The sequence below is a fragment of the Saccharibacillus sp. WB 17 genome (assembly GCF_008634075.2).
GTDB classification, from domain to species: domain Bacteria; phylum Bacillota; class Bacilli; order Paenibacillales; family Paenibacillaceae; genus Saccharibacillus; species Saccharibacillus brassicae.
Window position 1 is genome coordinate 1 of record NZ_VPFK02000007.1, and the last position, 17,683, is coordinate 17,683.

Sequence of the window (17,683 nt, forward strand, 5' to 3'; positions counted from 1 at the left end):
CACACGCAAGTGGTAAGACCCCTTGGAGACGACGAGGTAGATAGGCAGGAGGTCGAAGCGTAGCAATACGTGTAGCTGACCTGTACTAATCGGTCGAGGGCTTATCCTACAGACTTGCGCAGCAAGTGTCTTCGGAAGCATCCGCTTCGGTTGAGACTTCTGCGCAGGCAAACACTTCATGACGCGAAGTGGATCGTTTCGGATCCGGTTTTCAAGGTGCAAACCTTGTACAAGACAGAGCTTTGATTTCAATTCCCCTGGCCCAACGGGATAAGGGATTTGAAAGGGAAACCTNCCTTTACCGTTCATTCGGTAAAGGCTTTTTTGCTGTTTCCGAAAACTTTGATCTATAGACTTATCTACAATCTATCCACATCTCCGGCAGCGTTCACGAATTCTCCGAACAACCTCGCCAAGTTATCCCTACCTTATGCACATCATGCACAGCGGCGCGTTTCGGATCGATTTTCCAACGCATCCAACTGCTTCGGAGAAATGTCAATGCGGGAGTTGTACACACGTTCTCCACAACTGCGAATTCGCCTGTCCTCAACGCAAAAAGCATAGGAAGGTCTCCTACCGCAGTCTTCGACCGAAGGATGATTGTCCCTTACAGCCGATTCGTCAGTCAATAATGAATATATATACAAGAATGAACAGGAAGTATTTCTCTATTTTCGGTTTTGAGCCTCCTAGTTTTATTGCGTTTTCCAGCTTTTCCTGACTTCTTCGAACTTCTTTTTTCCAATTCGTTTCTGTTTTCGGATTTCCAGTTTTGCCTATTCAAAGGCCGAACATGTTTTCGCTGATTATATTCATACCTTTCTGTAAAAAAGCAAAAGCGCGCTTTTCATTCTCTTTTATAGATGGTTTTAGGTCTTTTATGGATAAAAAAATAATTTGGGAAAATAGAACCTGGGCTTTTAGCATGTACTGAGTAGGGGTTTTTTCCAAAAGTATGGGTCTTTTGATTCGATAAATGCCGCTGCTGTAACTTCTGGACAAGTGTCGTCGATATAAAGATTATAAACGCGCCGCCTCAGGACGAAAGTTGAATCCGACACTGAATATTCATGCATATTCAATCGGATCACGCGGCGTAAGCTATTTACCACATGACTCCCGGATTGCTCCAAGAGCAATCTTCAAGTAGCACACCGGTTTTGAGCCCAGGGGCGGAGGAGAAACCGGATTATCGATAACAGATCGCGTTCACTTTTCGGTTCTTAAACAACATTTGGAGGGATACATCTTGAAAAGAAACAAGATCATCACGGCGATTGCGGTACTGTCTTTGGGTTTGGGAAGCGGCATGGGTTCGTTGGGTCAAGCCAACGCGGCAGCTTCTGACACGTATAAAGCTTCCAAAGATTTCAGCTCGACGGCGCAGGGACAGAGAAGCTGGTCGTATCAACAAGGAGCAGCGGGTCCTTATTCGGAACTGGCCTACGACGCAAGCAAAAAAGTATGGAGCGACGCTTCGGGCTTCCCGTGGATCGCGTCGAGCTCGCAGTATCCGGGCGAGACAGCGGATGCGGTACGTACGTGGATCGCGCCAGGACCGGGAACGGTCGAAATTACGGGCATTGTCAAAAAGAGCGGCAATAAAGGCGACGGCATCGTAGCCAGCATCAAGAAAAACGATACGGTGCTCTGGAGCGCCTTGATCAAAACGAAAACGGGCGAGAAGCCGCAAAACGTAGACGCAGTATCGGTCGAAGCGGGAACAGCCCTCTATATGATCGTTAACAAAAACGGAACGACCGAAGACGACGAGACGCTGTGGAATCCGAGCCTCTCCTTTACGCCGGGAGCTTCGGCGCCGGCGCCGACGGTACCGACAACACCGGCACCTACACCTACAGATCCCGCACCGACTACGCCGGTAACGGAACAACCGGCTCCGGTGCAGCCAACAACGCCAGCGCCAACAACGCCAGCGCCAACAACACCGGCGCCAACAACGCCAGCGCCAACAACGCCGGCGCCAACAACGCCGGCGCCAACAACGCCGGCGCCAACGACGCCGGCGCCAACGACACCGGCACCAACAACGCCAGCGCCAACAACACCGGCCCCAACGACGCCGGCTCCTGCAGCCAATCGTCTGTCGGTGACCGATTTCGGAGCGGTCGCGAATGACGGCAAAGACGATTATAACGCGTTTGCGGCAGCGGCCAAAGCGGCCAAAGACCAGAAGAAGACCCTGTACGTTCCGGCAGGCGAATTCACGCTGAGCCGTATCCTGACCCTCGACAGCATTCGCGTGGAAGGCGCGGGCAAAGAAGCGACCGTTCTCGTCTCCACGAATCCGGACGGCGGTTCGATCGACCTCAAAGGCGACGGCGTACAGCTGCGCAGTCTCAAGCATGCTTATCAGACGACGATCGGCAGAGGAAACGGCGCGCATGACAAAAACAGCATTACGGTACGCGGCGCGAGCAACTTCGTGATCGATAACGTGTACGTCAGCAAATCGAGCACGGCGGGCATCATGATGGCTTACGGCTCGAACAACGGGATCGTATCCAACAATACGGTCGAGAACACGGGTGCGGACGGTATCCACATGACGACGGAAAGCCATCATATTACGGTCGAGAACAATACGGTCATGGGCGTAGGCGACGACGGCATCGCGATGGTCAGCTACGGCACGAGCCCGGTACCGGTCAACAACATCGTCGTACGCGGCAATACCATCGGCAACTTTTCCAAAGCGCGCGGCATCTCGGTCGTAGGCGGAGTCGACGTGCTGATTGAAAACAACAAAATAGCCGATACCATGATGGCCGGCCTCTACATTTCGGTCGAAGGATCTTACAACACGCTGAACGTGAACAACGTCAAAGTGGTCAACAACACGATTCGCCATACCGGCATTCAAGAACCGCAAAATCATCCGAACGTGCTCGTGTACGCTTCCCAGGGCACGATCGACAATGTCGAGTTCTACGGCAACACCATTACGGACGGCGCGCATCGCGGCATCGGCGTATGGGGCGGCGGCACGATCAAAAAAGTGAAGTTTGAGCGCAACACATTGATCAACAAAAACGGCGCAGCCACCACTTTTGAAAAAGGAAATATCACTCTCGTGAACAACATCGGCTTCTGATTCTTATCCAATCTTCTCTCACAAAGATTCGATTTCGCGGGGACCAGCTGGAACTGGTTCCCGTTTTGTTATGCCGATATTCCTATATTCAAAGTTGGAAGCAGCGCCGTTAGGCTTAATCTGAATCTTGAATTCCGTTTGTTGCAAAAGCTCTATAAGATGTATAACCGCATTCAAAAAAGGTGAAACATCGATTGTAAAAAAAGTATAATATTTAAAAAAGGAGCGGAGAGTATCGTTTGGACGCGGTGATCCGTTTAAGCTTATGAATCCGGCGGAAAGGAGGAGAGGCAAATGGAGAAGACGTTTGCGGCATTGATCCGGGAGCACGGCGCAGCGCTATCCGCGTACTGTCGTTTCCTGACGGGGTGCAGGAGTGAGAGCGAAGACCTGCTGCAGGAGACCTGGCTGAAGGCGTGGACGGCTTACGGCGGCAAAAAACGAACATGGAATCGCGCCTATCTGCGCAGCATCGCGTATCATGCCTGGATCGACCGGGTGCGCAAAGTCCGTGAAGAGAGCGGATACGAAGCGGACGAGGAAGCGAAGGCGTCCGGCGAAGACGACCCGCTGCGTCTATGGGCAGCAGCCGAACGGATCGTTCGGCTGCTGACGCCCGAGCAGCGCACGGTCTACCTGCTGATGGAGTATATGCGGTTTACCGCATCCGAGACGGCTGCCCTGCTGCGCACGACGGAAGGCGGGGTCAAAGCTTCCCTGCATCGCGCACGCAAAAAACTGGGCGCGCAGCACGGAGAACAAATCGAAGAGTGTTCCGGACTTCACGGCGAAGAGCGCTTACAACCCGAAGAGTCGACCGTGTTCGCCTATCTGGAAGCGATTCGGCTGCAGGACGTACGGGCGCTGCTCGTTCTGCGAAACGGGGGAAGCGCGGAAGACGCCGCAATCGCTGTGCGCTGCGCCGGAAACGGCGGAGCGGGGCGGTCTGTCGCGGACGCCGAACGCCGGGTTCCGGCGGCTCCGGTCTCTTCCCTGGCACGCAGCAGGGCTGCCTGAGATCAGGCGGCTGCGGATTCCATACCGATAGACGCAGGGCGCGCATGCGCTTTTACGAGGAGGAACAGGCCAATGAGCACTTTTATCCCTTATGTGGTAGAGCAGACGAGCCGGGGCGAACGATCCTACGATATTTATTCGAGGCTGCTCAAAGACCGGATCGTGTTTCTCGGGTCCGCTATCGATGACGCGGTGGCCAACAGTATCACGGCGCAGCTGCTGCTGCTCGAAGCGGAAGACCCGGACAAAGACATTTATTTGTACATCAACAGTCCCGGGGGCGTGACGACGTCGGGCTTTGCGATCTATGACGCGATGCGGCACATCAAGCCCGACGTGCATACGATCTGTACGGGCATGGCGGGTTCTTTTGCGGCGATTCTGCTGTTGGCGGGCACGCCGGGCAAACGCTGCGCGCTGCCCAACAGCGAGGTTATGATCCATCAGCCGCACGGCGGAGCGCAGGGGCAGGCGAGCGATATCGCAATCAGCGCCAAACGTATCGTCCGGACGCGCGAAAGATTGAACGCGATCGCCGCCGAGCATACGGGTCAGCCGCTCGACCGGATCGCGCGCGATATGGACCGGGATTATTTTATGTCCTCTGCGGAAGCGCTGGAGTACGGCATCATCGACCGGATTATCGACTCGCCAAGACGTCCCTGAATCCGGGGAAACTTCAGAAACGATCAGGCCCTCTGCATATCGGAGCGGCCTTTTTACGCATACGGAAAAAGGAAGAAGCCCAACGATCGACGGCGAGACGCAGGACTTCGCATACGGATGGAGAAAAGAGATAAAGCCCGGCTTGCCTACACTTGAAAGGAGCGGATGCACGGATGGAGATCAGGAAATTGACCGAACGCGAATTTGACGCCAATATCGAACTGACGCAGTATGCTTTTTTGTATACGATAAGCGAGCAGCACAAGGAGGAGCGCCGCAGCCGGTTCGGAGAAGAAACGGTCTGGGGCGTGTTCGAGGAAGGGGCGCTGTGCGCCAAGCTTGCGTTGATGCCGCTTGAAGTGTACGTGCACGGGGTCAAAATCAAAATGGGCGGGATCGGCGGAGTCGCCACCTGGCCCGAGAAACGCCGCCGCGGCATGGTGTCCGCACTGCTGCGCCGCGCGCTCGAAGAAATGAAAGCGGAAGGGCAGCTGCTGTCTTATCTGCATCCGTTCTCGATCGCTTTTTACCGCAAATATGGGTGGGAGCTGTTTACCGACAACAAAAACTACACAATCCCTGTGGACAAGCTGCCCGCCCGCCAAAACGTACCCGGCCGCGTCGTACGCGAAGTGCGCGATATCGAGACGCTGCGGTCCGTGTACGATCGGGCGATCCTGCGCTACAACGGCCCGATGACGCGCAGCCGCGACTGGTGGGAGCAGCGGGTCATGAAGGGTATTCCGTACACGGCCGTCTACTATAACGAAGCGAACGAACCGGAAGCTTACGTGCTGTACGCGATCGAAGACCGCAAATGGATCACCGAAGAAATCTTCTGGCTGAACGAGACGGCCCGGCAGGGACTGTGGGACTTTATCGTCAATCACGATTCCAAGTTAAAAGAAGTGCAGCTCAAGCTGCCCGTGGACGACCCGCTGTCGATGCTGCTGCCCGATCCGATGGTCAAACAGGAGATCGAGCCGTACTTCATGGCCCGGATCGTCGAAGCGGCGGCGTTTATCGAAGCGTATCCGTTCGCGCCTTCGGCCGATGCGGCGCGCGAGTCCGTATTTGCGCTGCAAATCGAAGACCGCGACGCGCCGTGGAACGACGGCCGATGGATCTGGACCGTGTCGCCTGACGGAAGCGGCAAACTCGAACCTTTCCGCGCTTCCGGCGATCCGGAATTCCCGGCCAACCCGGCTCTCGCGGCCGTTCCGTCCGTTACCGTGACGATCGGCGTGCTCACCTCGATTCTGCTCGGATACCGCCGTCCTTCGGACCTGCAGCGCTTCGGCCTTCTGCGGACGACGGAAACGGCCGCTGCCGCGTTGGACGCGCTGATTCCTGTCCGCACGCCTTACCTCGCCGACTACTTCTGAACAGCTTACCCACAGTACTCGAATAACTTTGCGTAAAGAAGCTTGCTTTTGAAATGTTGTCCACATGTGTATAACTTTAGGACCGCAGCCGTTGTGCTGCGGTTTTTTGTGTTGGGTTAGTGGGGGAGAACGGCGGATTTCCGACCTGCGCTCCGCTTGGTTTCCTCCCCTTGTATCGTATAAAAGATTTAGAGGAAGGGGAGGAAATCCAAAATCGCTTCGGTTCGGAAATCCGCCGTTCTCTTCGGGGGGTGTTTGAGTTGTGTGTTCGTGACAACTGTCACCTTGAACGGATGACAGTCCATACTGATCGGAGTTTAATAAGATGAACAGGTTCAGTATGGCGGGCAAACCTACAAACGGAGGCGGACAAGATGACACATTCCATAGTGAAGAAGGCGGCGATCGAAGTGAAGGGCGTCGTCAAAACGTTCAAAAGCAAAAAGGCGGTCGACGGCGTCGATTTTACGATACAAGCGGGCACCGTTACTGCGCTGCTCGAAGGCACGCTTGAACTTGCGCCGCGTCCGGGCCGCGGTACGTCGCTCAGCGTCCGGATTCCGCTCGTCGTGCGCGAACAATAAAGAGGCACAGCGATATGATCCGTATTATAATAGCCGGGGGCCAGCGTCTTCTGCGCGGCGCGATGGCTTCGCTGCTGGGGCTCGAACCCGATATCGAAGGGGTCGGGGAAGCCGGCGACGGTGAAGAAGCGCTGCGGCTGATCGACAGCCTGCGGGAAGAGAAAGGCTGGATTTAACAGGAAACGGGGAAATCAAACATGAACGTAACGATACCTGCGGCGGATCTTGCGCTTGCGGCGTGGCTGCTCGTGCTCAATCTGGTCGCCTACGCGGTCATGGCGTCGGACAAGCGCCGGGCCAAAAAACGCGCGCGGCGCATTCCGGAACGGACGCTGTTTGTATGGGCGGCCGTCGGGGGAGCGCTCGGGATCTGGCTGGCGATGGCGCAAAAACGGCATAAAACGCAGCATGCGTCGTTCCGCTTCGGCGTTCCGGCGCTGCTGCTGCTGAACGTGCTTCTCTACGGAGGTGCGTTCTACCTGCTGCACCGGTAACGACCCGCGCGGCAGAAAAAGCAAGCAAGGACGTTTGAGCTTCCTTTTAAAAAGGGTAATAAAGAGTGTGAACGGACATTCGGCCGCCGGTCATCGGCTAGCCGGACGAAGTCCGAATCCGAAAGGAAGAAAGAGGTGCTTCATTATGCTGTTCTCCAAAGTTCTCGTGGCCTATGACGGCTCCAAAGCGTCCAACAAAGCGCTCGATCGCGCGGCCGCGCTCGTGAAAGCTTCGCCGGACGCCGTGCTGGAAGTGCTGCATATTTACGATTATCCGCGCTTTTTCGTCGGAGACGGAATCGCGCCGGTACCGGGCAGCGTCAACAAGGAGTTTTTCGATCTGGCGGAGCAGACCGTGGAAGAAGCTCGCCGCCGACTCGGAGAAGCGGGCGTGGACGCGCGTATCGAGATGCGCCAGGGAGCGCCGGCCGTCCTGATTCTCGAATATGCCAAAGAGTTGAACGCGGACCTGATCGTGATCGGCAGCCGCGGGCTCGGCGCGATTCGCGAGTTCGTGCTCGGAAGCGTCAGCCATAACGTCGTGCAGCAGGCCCGGGTTCCGGTGCTGGTCGTCAAGTAAAGCCGCGAATCTGTTGCAAAGATCGCTCTTCGTGCCTTCGGGATACGAACGGGTAGAAAAGGTTCGGGAAACGCGCCGCGTTTTCCGGGCCTTTTTGCGCTGCAGGGGACGAACGTTGGAAGGTCGATACCGGGTTCGAATTCATGAATTCGGCGCGATAAGAATGAAAGAAGACATTTTTGCCGATAATTTGCTTGGTAGAAGTGAAAAAGCGAACATTCGGATTTTACGTTTTTAAAATGTTCGGCTTTTAATTTGACACGGGATGTACGAAATTGTTAAACTGGAACGGAAGCGAGGCGCGTGCAACCGCGTCTGTTGAAAGCAATTGAACCACCACCGTATAAAGCCGGGGATAAGGCCCGGCAGTATCTACCCGGGAACCGTAAATCCCCGGACTACGGATCAAACGACTGTCCTTGCGGCGGCCCGGCGACAAGCCCGGCGCCTCTGTCGGGCTCCGGCGCCGCCTATCGGCCGCCGGCCGCCGCTCGCGCTTTTCCCGGACGAGAATCCGTTTGCTGCCTGTTTGCGCCGGCCGCGAAACGCGCATTTTCGTCTTTGCTCGTCCGAATGGGCGGGATAAGCCGGGCAGTCCCGTTTTTTCCGAGTCCGGTTTCCCGAGAGATCCTAGCGATTTTGCGGAAGTGCCGGACTTTTTCTTTTTTTTAAACTGATCGATATGGAGCGTGAATTATGTCTTTGCAGGTAGCGGTCATCATGGGAAGCACGTCCGATTGGGAAACGATGCAGCACACTTGCCAGATCCTTGAGGAACTTCAAATTCCGTATGAGAAAAAAGTCGTCTCGGCTCATCGCACGCCGGACCTGATGTTCGAATACGCGCAGCAGGCGCGCGGGCGCGGCCTGAAGGTCATTATCGCCGGCGCGGGCGGCGCGGCGCATCTGCCGGGCATGGTCGCGGCCAAGACGCCGCTGCCGGTCATCGGCGTGCCGGTCCAGTCGGCCGCGCTGAAAGGCATGGATTCGCTGCTCTCGATCGTGCAGATGCCGGGCGGCATTCCGGTGGCGACGGTCGCGATCGGCAAGGCCGGCGCGATCAACGCCGGCCTGCTGGCGGCGCAGATCGTCGGCGCTTTCGACGACGCGGTCATGGACCGCGTCTCGGCCCGCCGCGCGAGAATCGAGCGCGAAGTGCTGGAAGCGGAGCTGCCATGACGGAAGGAACGAACGGCATGGAACACGGCGGAGCGGCGGAAGCCGGGCGGGAATCGGGCCCGGTGGGCAAGCGCGCGGAGCGCGGCGCAAGCGGCCGCGCGCGCGTGATCGCGCCGGGCGCGACGATCGGCGTGCTGGGCGGCGGCCAGCTCGGCCGCATGATGGCGCTGGCCGGAGCGCCGCTCGGATACCGCTTCGTGGCGCTGGACCCGGCGCCGGACGGCCCAAGCGGCCAGGTGGCGGCGCAGATCGTCGCCGCTTATGCCGATCAGGAAGCGGCGGCGGAGCTCGCGCGGCGGACAGACGTGATCACGTACGAGTTCGAGAACGTGGACGCGGAAGTGGCCGCTCTGCTCGAAGAGCGGTCGTACGTGCCGCAGGGCAGCCGGCTGCTGTACACGACCCAGCACCGCCTGCGCGAGAAGGCGGCGCTGGAAGCGGCGGGGGCGACGGTTGCGCCTTACGCGGAGATCAAGAGCGAAGCGGACCTGGACGCGGCGGTGCAGCGTCTCGGCACGCCCTGCGTGCTCAAGACCGCAACCGGAGGCTACGACGGCAAAGGGCAGTGCGTCATCCGAGGCCGCGGCGAAGTGACATCGGCCTACGCCGAACTGGCTGTCACCGGCGCGGAGCTGGTGCTGGAACAGTTCATCGCGTTCCGGTGCGAGATCTCGGTCATCGCGGCGCGCAGTTCGCTCGGCGAGACGAGCACGTTCCCGCCGGCGGAAAACATTCACCGCGGCGGCATCCTGCACGCTTCGATCGTGCCGGCCCGGGTGCCGGCGGACGTGCTCGCCGAAGCGGAGCGGCTCGCCGCCCGCATCGCCGAATCGCTCGGCGCGGTCGGGCTGCTCGCGGTCGAGATGTTCTACGGCGAAGACGGCCGGCTGTATGTGAACGAAGTCGCACCTCGGCCGCACAATTCCGGCCATTACACGATGGAAGCCTGCACGACGTCGCAGTTCGAGCAGCATGTGCGCGCGATCTGCGGGCTGCCGCTCGGAAGTCCCGAGCTGCGGACGCCGGTCGTTATGGTCAACGTCCTCGGCGAACATCTGGACGGCGTGACGAAGCTGATGCTGTCGCCGGGCAGCGTCGGCACGGAGAAGGTGCGGCCGAAGTTCCATCTCTACGGCAAGGCCGAAGCGAAGACCGGCCGCAAAATGGGGCATATCAATCTGCTCTGCGGCGACACGGCCGACGGATTATCGTGGATCGACGAAGCCGGCATCTGGCCGGTTGGATAACGCGCTTCGGACTTTTTTTAACGCAAACGAACATCGACTCTGCGCATCCTTGCGGATTCGCCCTATATAATGGAAGAAGATCCGCGCGGCAGCGGCCGCGCTTGGGACAGGCGGCCGATCGGACAAACGCGGCGGAACTCAAACTTACCCCTTTGGAGGATATACCCCTTATGATCGAACGTTACAGCAGACCGGAAATGCGCAGCATCTGGAACGAAGAGAACAAATTCAAAGCCTGGCTGGAAGTCGAAATTTGCGCCTGCGAAGCCTGGGTCGAACTCGGCGTCATCCCGCAGGAAGACGTCAAGTTGATCCGCGAGAACGCCACTTTCGATATCGACCGCATCTACGAGATCGAGCAGGAGACGCGCCACGACGTGATCGCGTTTACCCGCGCCGTCTCGGAAAGCCTCGGCGACGAGCGCAAATGGGTGCATTACGGCCTTACTTCGACGGACGTCGTCGATACGGCGCTCGGCTACCTGCTGCTGCAGGCCAACCAGATTCTTGAACGCGATATCCTGAATTTTATCGAAATTTTGAAAGATAAAGCGATCGCCTACAAGAGCACGCCGATGATGGGCCGCACGCACGGCGTGCACGCGGAACCGACCACGTTCGGTCTCAAAATGGCGCTGTGGCACGAAGAAATGAAGCGCAACCTGGAACGTTTCCGCCATGCCGCCGACGGCGTGCAGTACGGCAAAATGTCCGGCGCGGTCGGCACGTACGCCAATATCGACCCGCGCGTGGAAGAGATCGTCTGCGCCAAGCTCGGCACCAAAGCCGCCCCGATCTCGACCCAGACGCTTCAGCGCGACCGCCACGCCGAGTACATGGCTTCGCTCGCCCTGATCGCGACGTCGCTCGACAAGTTCGCGACGGAAGTGCGCGCGCTTCAGAAAAGCGAATTCCGCGAAGTCGAAGAAGCGTTCGCCAAAGGCCAAAAAGGTTCGTCGGCGATGCCGCACAAACGCAACCCGATCGGCAGCGAGAACATCTCAGGCTTGTCCCGCGTCATTCGCGGCCATATGCTGACGGCGTACGAGAACGTGGGCCTGTGGCACGAACGCGATATTTCGCACTCGTCCGCGGAACGCGTCATCCTGCCGGACGCGACGATGCTGCTCAACTACATGCTGAACCGGTTCGGCAACATCATCAAGAACCTGACCGTGTTCCCGGACAACATGAAGCGCAACATGGAGCGCACGTACGGCGTGCCGTTCTCCGGCCGCATCCTGACCAAGCTGATCGACTCCGGCATGAGCCGCGAGCAGGCGTACGACACGGTCCAGCCGAGAGCGATGCAGGCGTGGGAAGAACAGCGCAGCTTCAAGGAGATCGTGCAGGCAAGTCCCGCAATCACGGACGTGCTGAGCGCGGAAGAGATCGAAGACGCGTTCAACCCGGCCTGGCATCTGAAGCATGTCGATACGATTTTCGCCAAGCTCGGATTGAACGAGTAGGCTGTAGAAGGATCGCCGGACCCGGGCGAACAGAGCCGGGCCCGGCGTACCCATCCGTTTGTTAAGGGGGAAAAGCAATCATGTTCGTATCTTCGCAGGCTCTGTCCACCGCGGAACATCTGGTGGACGCGCCGCTGCTCTATAAAGGAAAAGTACGCGAGCTGTACGATCTCGGCGAACATTACCTGATCGTCGTGACCGACCGGATCTCCGCGTTCGACTACGTGCTCGATCCGGCCATCCCGTTCAAAGGCGACGTGCTGAACAGCCTGAGCGCCTACTGGTTTCGCCAGACGGCCGACCTGCTCCCGAACCATGTCGTCCATACGGACGTGCTGAAGCTCGGCGCGGTCGCCAAAGATCCGCTGGCGCTGAAAAGCCGCATCATGGTGACCCGCAAAGCGGAGCGTATCGATATCGAATGCGTCGTGCGCGGCTACATTACCGGCGGCGGCTGGCGCCAGTATCAGGCGAACGGCCGCATCAACGGCATACAACTGCCGGAAGGCCTGCGCAAAAACGACCGGCTGCCGGAACCGATCTTCACGCCGGCCGCCAAAAACGACGTCGGGCACGACGAAGACATTCCTTTTCATGAAATGGAAAAACTCGTCGGAGCCGACCTCGCCGCCGAACTGCGGGAGAAAAGCCTCGCGCTATACGATTTCGCCCGCAAGCGCTGCACGGAAAAAGGCATCATCCTCGCCGACTGCAAGTTCGAATTCGGCCTGGTCGACGGCCAGGTGATTCTGATCGACGAGATCTTCACGCCGGATTCTTCCCGCTTCTGGGCGGAAGACAAGTACAAGCTCGACGTCGAGATCGACAGCATGGACAAAGAGCCGGTGCGCGCTTACCTGTCGAGCACCGACTGGGACAAGAACAGCGCGCCCGACCCGCTTCCGGCGTCCGTCGTCGAAGAGACGACGAAGCGCTACCTCGGCATCTACGAGCGCCTGACCGGCAAATCGCTGACGGGACTGTAACTTAGAGCTTCAAAGTGTTCAAAATGATCCCATTCGCTTGGATCGGGCGGCGTTTGCCGGATTATGGGGCTCCGTCGTCCAAGCGTGTCCCGTCAGGGACGAAAGCGGCTCGCCGCGCCAATTCCCACCATTACACAGCCGACTTCCCGATCCCGCCGACGTTTTCGACAAGCCAAAAGATTCGGGAAGGGCTTATTCCAGGAGGATATCCATGAAAGCCAAAGTCTACGTTACCATCAAGCAAAGCGTGCTCGACCCGCAGGGCGTTGCCGTTCAGGGCGCGCTGCACTCGCTCGGCTTCAACGAAGTGGAAAGCCTGCGCATCGGCAAGTATATGGAGATCGAACTCGGCGACGTTACCAAGGAAGAAGCCGAAGGACGCGTGAAATCGATGTGCGAGAAGCTGCTGGCCAACACGGTCGTCGAAGACTACCGCTACGAACTGGAGGGTTGATAACGATGAAATTTGCAGTCCTCGTGTTTCCCGGTTCCAACTGCGACATCGACTGTTACAAAGCGGTGGAGAACGTTCTCGGCGAATCGGTCGATTACGTCTGGCACACCGCGACCGACCTGACTCCCTACGACTGCATCATCGTGCCGGGCGGTTTCTCGTACGGCGACTACCTGCGCTGCGGCGCGATCTCGCGGTTCGCTCCGGTCATGAACGAAGTGGCGAAAGCGGCCGAAGAAGGCAAGTTCGTGCTCGGCATCTGCAACGGTTTCCAGATTCTGACCGAAGCCGGACTGCTCCCGGGCGCGCTGCGCCGCAACATGTCCATGAAGTTCGCCTGCCGCGACACGGTGCTGAAGGTGGAGAACAACGCCACGCCGTTCACCCGCGACTACGAAGCCGGCGAAGAAATCGTGATTCCGATCGCGCACGGCGAAGGCAACTATTACTGCGACGAAGCCACGCTTGAGGAACTGCGCAGCAACAACCAGATCGCGTTCCGCTACAAGAGCAACCCGAACGGTTCGGTCGACGATATCGCCGGCGTGACGAACAAACAAGGCAACGTACTCGGCATGATGCCGCACCCGGAACGCGCCGTGAACGAGATTTTGGGCACGACGGACGGCAAAAAGATGTTCACATCGATCATTAACGCTTGGAGGGAACAACATGACGCAGCAAATGTCCGTTAAGGAACCGACGGCGGAGCAAATCGCGGATCAGCAAATTTACAAACAGATGGGTGTATCGGACAGCGAGTTCGAGCTCATCTGCGGTTTTCTCGGCCGTAAACCGAACTACACGGAAATCGGCGTTTTCAGCGTCATGTGGTCGGAGCACTGTGCGTACAAGAACTCGAAGCCGCTGCTGCGCAAATTCCCGGTCACCGGACCGCGCGTCCTGATGGGACCGGGCGAAGGCGCGGGCATCGTCGATATCGGCGATAACCAGGCTGTCGTGTTCAAGATCGAAAGCCACAACCACCCTTCGGCGGTCGAGCCTTTCCAGGGCGCGGCGACAGGCGTCGGCGGCATCATCCGCGACATCTTCTCGATGGGCGCCCGCCCGATCGCGTCGCTGAACTCGCTGCGCTTCGGCAAGCTTGAGAGCGACCGCGTCAAATACCTGTTCGAGCACGTGGTCAGCGGCATCGCCGGCTACGGCAACTGTATCGGCATTCCGACGGTCGGCGGCGAAGTGGTGTTCGACGAGAGTTACGAAGGCAACCCGCTCGTCAACGCGATGTGCGTCGGCCTCATCGACCACGACAAGATTCAGCGCGGCGTGGCCAAAGGCATCGGCAACCCGGTGTTCTACGTCGGCCCTCCGACGGGACGCGACGGCATCCACGGCGCGACGTTCGCGTCTGAAGAACTGACGGAAGAGTCGCAGGAACGCAAAACGGCGGTTCAGGTCGGCGATCCGTTTATGGAAAAACTGGTCATGGAATCGTGTCTTGAGCTGATCGACAGCGGTATCGTCGTCGGCATTCAGGACATGGGCGCGGCGGGCCTGACCTGCTCCAGCTCCGAAATGGCGAGCAAAGCGGGCAACGGCCTTGAACTGTACCTCGATCAGGTGCCGCAGCGCGAAGAAGGCATGACGGCGTACGAAATGATGCTGTCGGAATCGCAGGAGCGCATGCTGTTCGTCGTCGAGCCCAAAGACGAAGCGCAGGCGATGGAAATCTTCGAGCGCTGGGGCGTTATCTGCGCGAAAGTCGGCAAAGTGACGGACGACGGCCGCCTGAAGCTGCTGCACCGCGGCGAAGTCGTCGGCGACATGCCGGTGAACGCGCTGGTCGACGAGTGCCCGATCTACGACAAGCCTTCGAGCGAACCGGCTTACTACGCGAAGAACGCGACCGTCGACACGACGGCTTACAACGAAGTGACGGATCTTGGCGGCGCCCTCAAAAAAGTGCTGGGTTCCCCGAGCGTGGCGAGCAAGGCGTGGGTATACGAGCAGTACGATTACATGGTGCGGACGAACACGGCCGTGCGTCCGGGTTCGGATGCGGCGGTCGTCACGATCGACGGCACGCGCAAAGCGCTTGCGATGACGACGGACTGCAGCGGACGCTTCGTCTACCTCGACCCGGAAGTCGGCGGACGTATCGCGGTCAGCGAAGCGGCGCGCAATATCGTCTGCTCCGGCGCGGAGCCGCTTGCGATCACGGATAACCTGAACTTCGGCAGCCCGGAGAAGCCTGAAATCTTCTGGCAGATGGAAAAAGCGGTCGACGGCATGGCGGAAGCGTGCCGCGAACTCGATACGCCGGTCATCGGCGGCAACGTCAGCCTGTACAACGAAAACGCAAAAGGCTCGATCTATCCGACGCCGGTCGTCGGCATGGTCGGCCTCGTGCACGACGTGGACCATATCACGACGCAGCATTTCAAAGGCGAAGGCGACGTGCTGATCCTGACGGGACTCACGCGCGCCGAGCTCGGCGGCACCGAGTTCCAGCAGGTGATCCACGGCGTGACGGAAGGACGTCCTCCGCAGCTGGATCTCGCGGTCGAGAAAAAGCTGCTCGGCGGCGTGCTCGAAGCGATCCAAAGCGGCCTCGTCCGTTCGGCGCACGACCTGTCGGACGGCGGCCTTGCGGTCGCGCTGGCGGAGAGCTGTATCGGCGGCGGACTCGGCGCGCAGGTGAGCCTGCATACGGAAGAGATCGGCGAAGCGGGACTGCGTGCGGACTTCGCGCTGTTCAGCGAGAGCCAATCGCGCATCCTGCTCTCGGCAACGCCGGAGAACGCGGACGCGCTGCTGAGCGGCCTCGGGGCGCACGGCGTGCCGGCGGCGAAGATCGGACGCGTATCGGGCCTGCAGCTGCATATTACGGTAGACGGCAAAGAAGTGCTCAGCGAAGAGATTCATACACTCAAACACGTCTGGGAGGATGCGATTCCATGTCTGATGAAGTAAAGCAGCCGTTGTGGACGGGGGACTACTACAACGAGGGAGCGGTTCAGATCGATCCGTTCGATACTCTGCGCGAAGAATGCGGCGTGTTCGGGGTCTACGGACACCCGGACGCCGCTTCCCTGTCCTACTACGGCCTGCATGCACTTCAGCACCGGGGAGAGGAAAGCGCGGGAATTTGCGTCAGCCAGCACGATCACTTCAACTATCACCGCGGATTGGGCCTTGTAAAAGAAGTCTTCGACAAGGATACGCTCGCCGGCCTTCAGGGGAATAACTCGATCGGACACGTTCGTTACTCGACGAGCGGAGGCGGCGGCCTGACCAATGCCCAGCCGCTCGTGTTCAAATACAAAGGCGGCGACATCGCTGTCGCCACCAACGGCAATATCGTCAATGCGCCGGAAATCCGGCGCGAGCTGGAAGAGAGCGGTTCGATCTTCCAGACGACGAGCGACACGGAAGTCGTGGCGCATCTGATCGCCCGCTCGCCGAAAGACTTCGTCGAAGCGGCGAAAGACGCCATGAACCGCATGGTCGGCGGCTACGCATTCATGCTGCTGACGCACGACAAACTGCTGGTTGCCTGCGACCCGAACGGCCTGCGTCCGCTGACGATGGGCCGCCTCGGCGACGCGTACATCTTCACGTCGGAGACGTGCGCGCTGGAAGTGATCGGCGCGGAGATCGTGCGCGACGTCCGTCCGGGCGAGATGCTTATTCTCGATCAGGACGGGCTGCACGAAGACCGGTTTACCCCGATGCAGCGCAAAGCGCTCTGCGCGATGGAATACATCTACTTCGCCCGTCCCGACAGCGACATGAACGGCTCGAACCTGCACTCCGCCCGCAAACGCATGGGCAGCGTGCTGGCGCGCGAGCGGTTCGTCGACGCCGATATCGTCACCGGCGTGCCGGATTCCAGCATCTCGGCCGCGATCGGCTACGCCGAGCAGACCGGCATCCCGTACGAACTCGGCCTGATCAAGAACAAATACACCGGCCGGACGTTTATCCAGCCGAGCCAGGAACTGCGCGAGCAGGGCGTCAAGATGAAGCTCAGCGCCGTGCGCCGCGTCGTCGACGGCAAACGCGTCGTCATGATCGACGATTCGATCGTGCGCGGCACGACTTCGCGCCGCATCGTCTCGCTGCTCAAGGAAGCGGGCGCTACGGAAGTGCATGTGTGCATCACGTCGCCTCCGTTCAAGAACCCGTGCTTCTACGGCATCGACACGCCGGACAGCCGCGAGCTGATCGCTTCGATGCGTACCGTCGAAGAGATCCGTGAAGAGATCGGCGCGGATTCGCTGGCGTTTCTCAGCTACGAAGGACTGATCGAAGCCGTAGACGGCGACGACCGGGCCTCGTACAAAGGCGGACTGTGCATGGCCTGCTTCGACAACGATTATCCGACGCAGGTGGACTTTGGCGGGGATGAGAAGCTTGGGTGCGGGTGCTAAGACGTATGCTGCTGCGTGCTTGGGACGCTCCGGGTGGAGGGGCCTTCGATCGCTCGTTTCAATTCGTTTTCTCCATTGAATAAAATATTTTATAGGTGGAAAACGAATTT

Annotated in this window: 15 protein-coding genes, 1 rRNA gene, 1 pseudogene and 1 riboswitch; all 17 genes and pseudogenes read left to right on the top strand. The window is 58.9% G+C overall.

The window, feature by feature from the left end; translation table 11 throughout:
* A 23S ribosomal RNA gene (locus tag FTE24_RS02105) occupies window positions 1-109 on the top strand; the annotation flags it as partial.
* A gap of 1,143 nt (window positions 110-1,252) precedes the next feature.
* Entirely contained in the window at window positions 1,253-3,118 is a 1,866-nt protein-coding gene (locus FTE24_RS02110; RefSeq protein WP_237401588.1) for a right-handed parallel beta-helix repeat-containing protein, read from the top strand.
* Window positions 3,119-3,412: 294 nt separating this feature from the next.
* Window positions 3,413-4,135 carry an RNA polymerase sigma factor gene (locus tag FTE24_RS02115; protein ID WP_150232532.1) on the top strand — a complete coding sequence of 241 codons (723 nt, stop codon included), beginning with the start codon at window positions 3,413-3,415 and terminating at the stop codon, window positions 4,133-4,135.
* A 72-nt stretch (window positions 4,136-4,207) separates the two neighbouring features.
* A complete protein-coding gene (locus tag FTE24_RS02120; protein ID WP_150232530.1) occupies window positions 4,208-4,801 on the top strand; it encodes an ATP-dependent Clp protease proteolytic subunit in 594 nt (197 codons plus the stop codon).
* A gap of 173 nt (window positions 4,802-4,974) precedes the next feature.
* Window positions 4,975-6,186, top strand: coding sequence for a GNAT family N-acetyltransferase (locus FTE24_RS02125; RefSeq protein ID WP_150232528.1), 1,212 nt, complete (start codon window positions 4,975-4,977; stop codon window positions 6,184-6,186).
* 374 nt (window positions 6,187-6,560) lie between these two features.
* Window positions 6,561-6,770, top strand: a complete 210-nt coding sequence (locus FTE24_RS02130; protein WP_150232526.1) for a hypothetical protein — start codon at window positions 6,561-6,563, stop codon at window positions 6,768-6,770.
* 14 nt (window positions 6,771-6,784) lie between these two features.
* A pseudogene (locus FTE24_RS02135) lies at window positions 6,785-6,931 on the top strand (DNA-binding response regulator); the annotation flags it as partial.
* A gap of 36 nt (window positions 6,932-6,967) precedes the next feature.
* On the top strand, window positions 6,968-7,264 hold the full coding sequence (locus FTE24_RS02140) for a DUF1294 domain-containing protein (RefSeq protein WP_150232524.1): 297 nt from the start codon (window positions 6,968-6,970) through the stop codon (window positions 7,262-7,264).
* Between the two features lie 145 nt (window positions 7,265-7,409).
* The gene (locus FTE24_RS02145) at window positions 7,410-7,844 is read left to right on the top strand and encodes a universal stress protein (protein WP_150232522.1); all 435 of its coding nucleotides are present in this window, start codon (window positions 7,410-7,412) and stop codon (window positions 7,842-7,844) included.
* A gap of 319 nt (window positions 7,845-8,163) precedes the next feature.
* Window positions 8,164-8,265: riboswitch (purine riboswitch) on the top strand.
* A gap of 275 nt (window positions 8,266-8,540) precedes the next feature.
* Window positions 8,541-9,023 carry a 5-(carboxyamino)imidazole ribonucleotide mutase gene (purE, locus tag FTE24_RS02150; protein ID WP_150232520.1) on the top strand — a complete coding sequence of 161 codons (483 nt, stop codon included), beginning with the start codon at window positions 8,541-8,543 and terminating at the stop codon, window positions 9,021-9,023.
* Complete coding sequence (gene purK / locus FTE24_RS02155; RefSeq protein ID WP_237401589.1) at window positions 9,020-10,270, top strand: 5-(carboxyamino)imidazole ribonucleotide synthase; 1,251 nt, start codon at window positions 9,020-9,022, stop codon at window positions 10,268-10,270. The genes purE and purK overlap by 4 nt, the downstream gene beginning before the upstream one ends.
* Before the next feature lie 170 nt (window positions 10,271-10,440).
* Window positions 10,441-11,739 (top strand): adenylosuccinate lyase, encoded by a 1,299-nt coding sequence (gene purB, locus FTE24_RS02160; RefSeq protein WP_150232519.1) that lies wholly within the window; start codon window positions 10,441-10,443, stop codon window positions 11,737-11,739.
* A gap of 80 nt (window positions 11,740-11,819) precedes the next feature.
* Window positions 11,820-12,725: a phosphoribosylaminoimidazolesuccinocarboxamide synthase gene (locus FTE24_RS02165; protein WP_150232516.1), complete on the top strand. Its 906-nt coding sequence runs from the start codon at window positions 11,820-11,822 to the stop codon at window positions 12,723-12,725.
* A gap of 211 nt (window positions 12,726-12,936) precedes the next feature.
* Window positions 12,937-13,179, top strand: a complete 243-nt coding sequence (gene purS / locus FTE24_RS02170; protein WP_141448438.1) for a phosphoribosylformylglycinamidine synthase subunit PurS — start codon at window positions 12,937-12,939, stop codon at window positions 13,177-13,179.
* A 5-nt stretch (window positions 13,180-13,184) separates the two neighbouring features.
* Window positions 13,185-13,874, top strand: coding sequence for a phosphoribosylformylglycinamidine synthase subunit PurQ (gene purQ / locus FTE24_RS02175; protein ID WP_141448439.1), 690 nt, complete (start codon window positions 13,185-13,187; stop codon window positions 13,872-13,874).
* A complete protein-coding gene (purL, locus tag FTE24_RS02180; RefSeq protein ID WP_150232514.1) occupies window positions 13,852-16,113 on the top strand; it encodes a phosphoribosylformylglycinamidine synthase subunit PurL in 2,262 nt (753 codons plus the stop codon). The genes purQ and purL overlap by 23 nt, the downstream gene beginning before the upstream one ends.
* On the top strand, window positions 16,098-17,573 hold the full coding sequence (gene purF, locus FTE24_RS02185) for an amidophosphoribosyltransferase (RefSeq protein ID WP_150232512.1): 1,476 nt from the start codon (window positions 16,098-16,100) through the stop codon (window positions 17,571-17,573). The genes purL and purF overlap by 16 nt, the downstream gene beginning before the upstream one ends.
* The last annotated feature ends 110 nt before the right edge of the window (window positions 17,574-17,683 follow it).

Coding starts and splice junctions, on each gene's coding strand:
- FTE24_RS02115 (WP_150232532.1), top strand. CDS start 3,413: ATGGAGAAGACGTTTGCGGCATTGATCCGGGAGCACGGCGCAGCGCTA.
- FTE24_RS02120 (WP_150232530.1), top strand. CDS start 4,208: ATGAGCACTTTTATCCCTTATGTGGTAGAGCAGACGAGCCGGGGCGAA.
- FTE24_RS02125 (WP_150232528.1), top strand. CDS start 4,975: ATGGAGATCAGGAAATTGACCGAACGCGAATTTGACGCCAATATCGAA.
- FTE24_RS02130 (WP_150232526.1), top strand. CDS start 6,561: ATGACACATTCCATAGTGAAGAAGGCGGCGATCGAAGTGAAGGGCGTC.
- FTE24_RS02140 (WP_150232524.1), top strand. CDS start 6,968: ATGAACGTAACGATACCTGCGGCGGATCTTGCGCTTGCGGCGTGGCTG.
- FTE24_RS02145 (WP_150232522.1), top strand. CDS start 7,410: ATGCTGTTCTCCAAAGTTCTCGTGGCCTATGACGGCTCCAAAGCGTCC.
- purE (WP_150232520.1), top strand. CDS start 8,541: ATGTCTTTGCAGGTAGCGGTCATCATGGGAAGCACGTCCGATTGGGAA.
- purK (WP_237401589.1), top strand. CDS start 9,020: ATGACGGAAGGAACGAACGGCATGGAACACGGCGGAGCGGCGGAAGCC.
- purB (WP_150232519.1), top strand. CDS start 10,441: ATGATCGAACGTTACAGCAGACCGGAAATGCGCAGCATCTGGAACGAA.
- FTE24_RS02165 (WP_150232516.1), top strand. CDS start 11,820: ATGTTCGTATCTTCGCAGGCTCTGTCCACCGCGGAACATCTGGTGGAC.
- purS (WP_141448438.1), top strand. CDS start 12,937: ATGAAAGCCAAAGTCTACGTTACCATCAAGCAAAGCGTGCTCGACCCG.
- purQ (WP_141448439.1), top strand. CDS start 13,185: ATGAAATTTGCAGTCCTCGTGTTTCCCGGTTCCAACTGCGACATCGAC.
- purL (WP_150232514.1), top strand. CDS start 13,852: ATGACGCAGCAAATGTCCGTTAAGGAACCGACGGCGGAGCAAATCGCG.
- purF (WP_150232512.1), top strand. CDS start 16,098: ATGTCTGATGAAGTAAAGCAGCCGTTGTGGACGGGGGACTACTACAAC.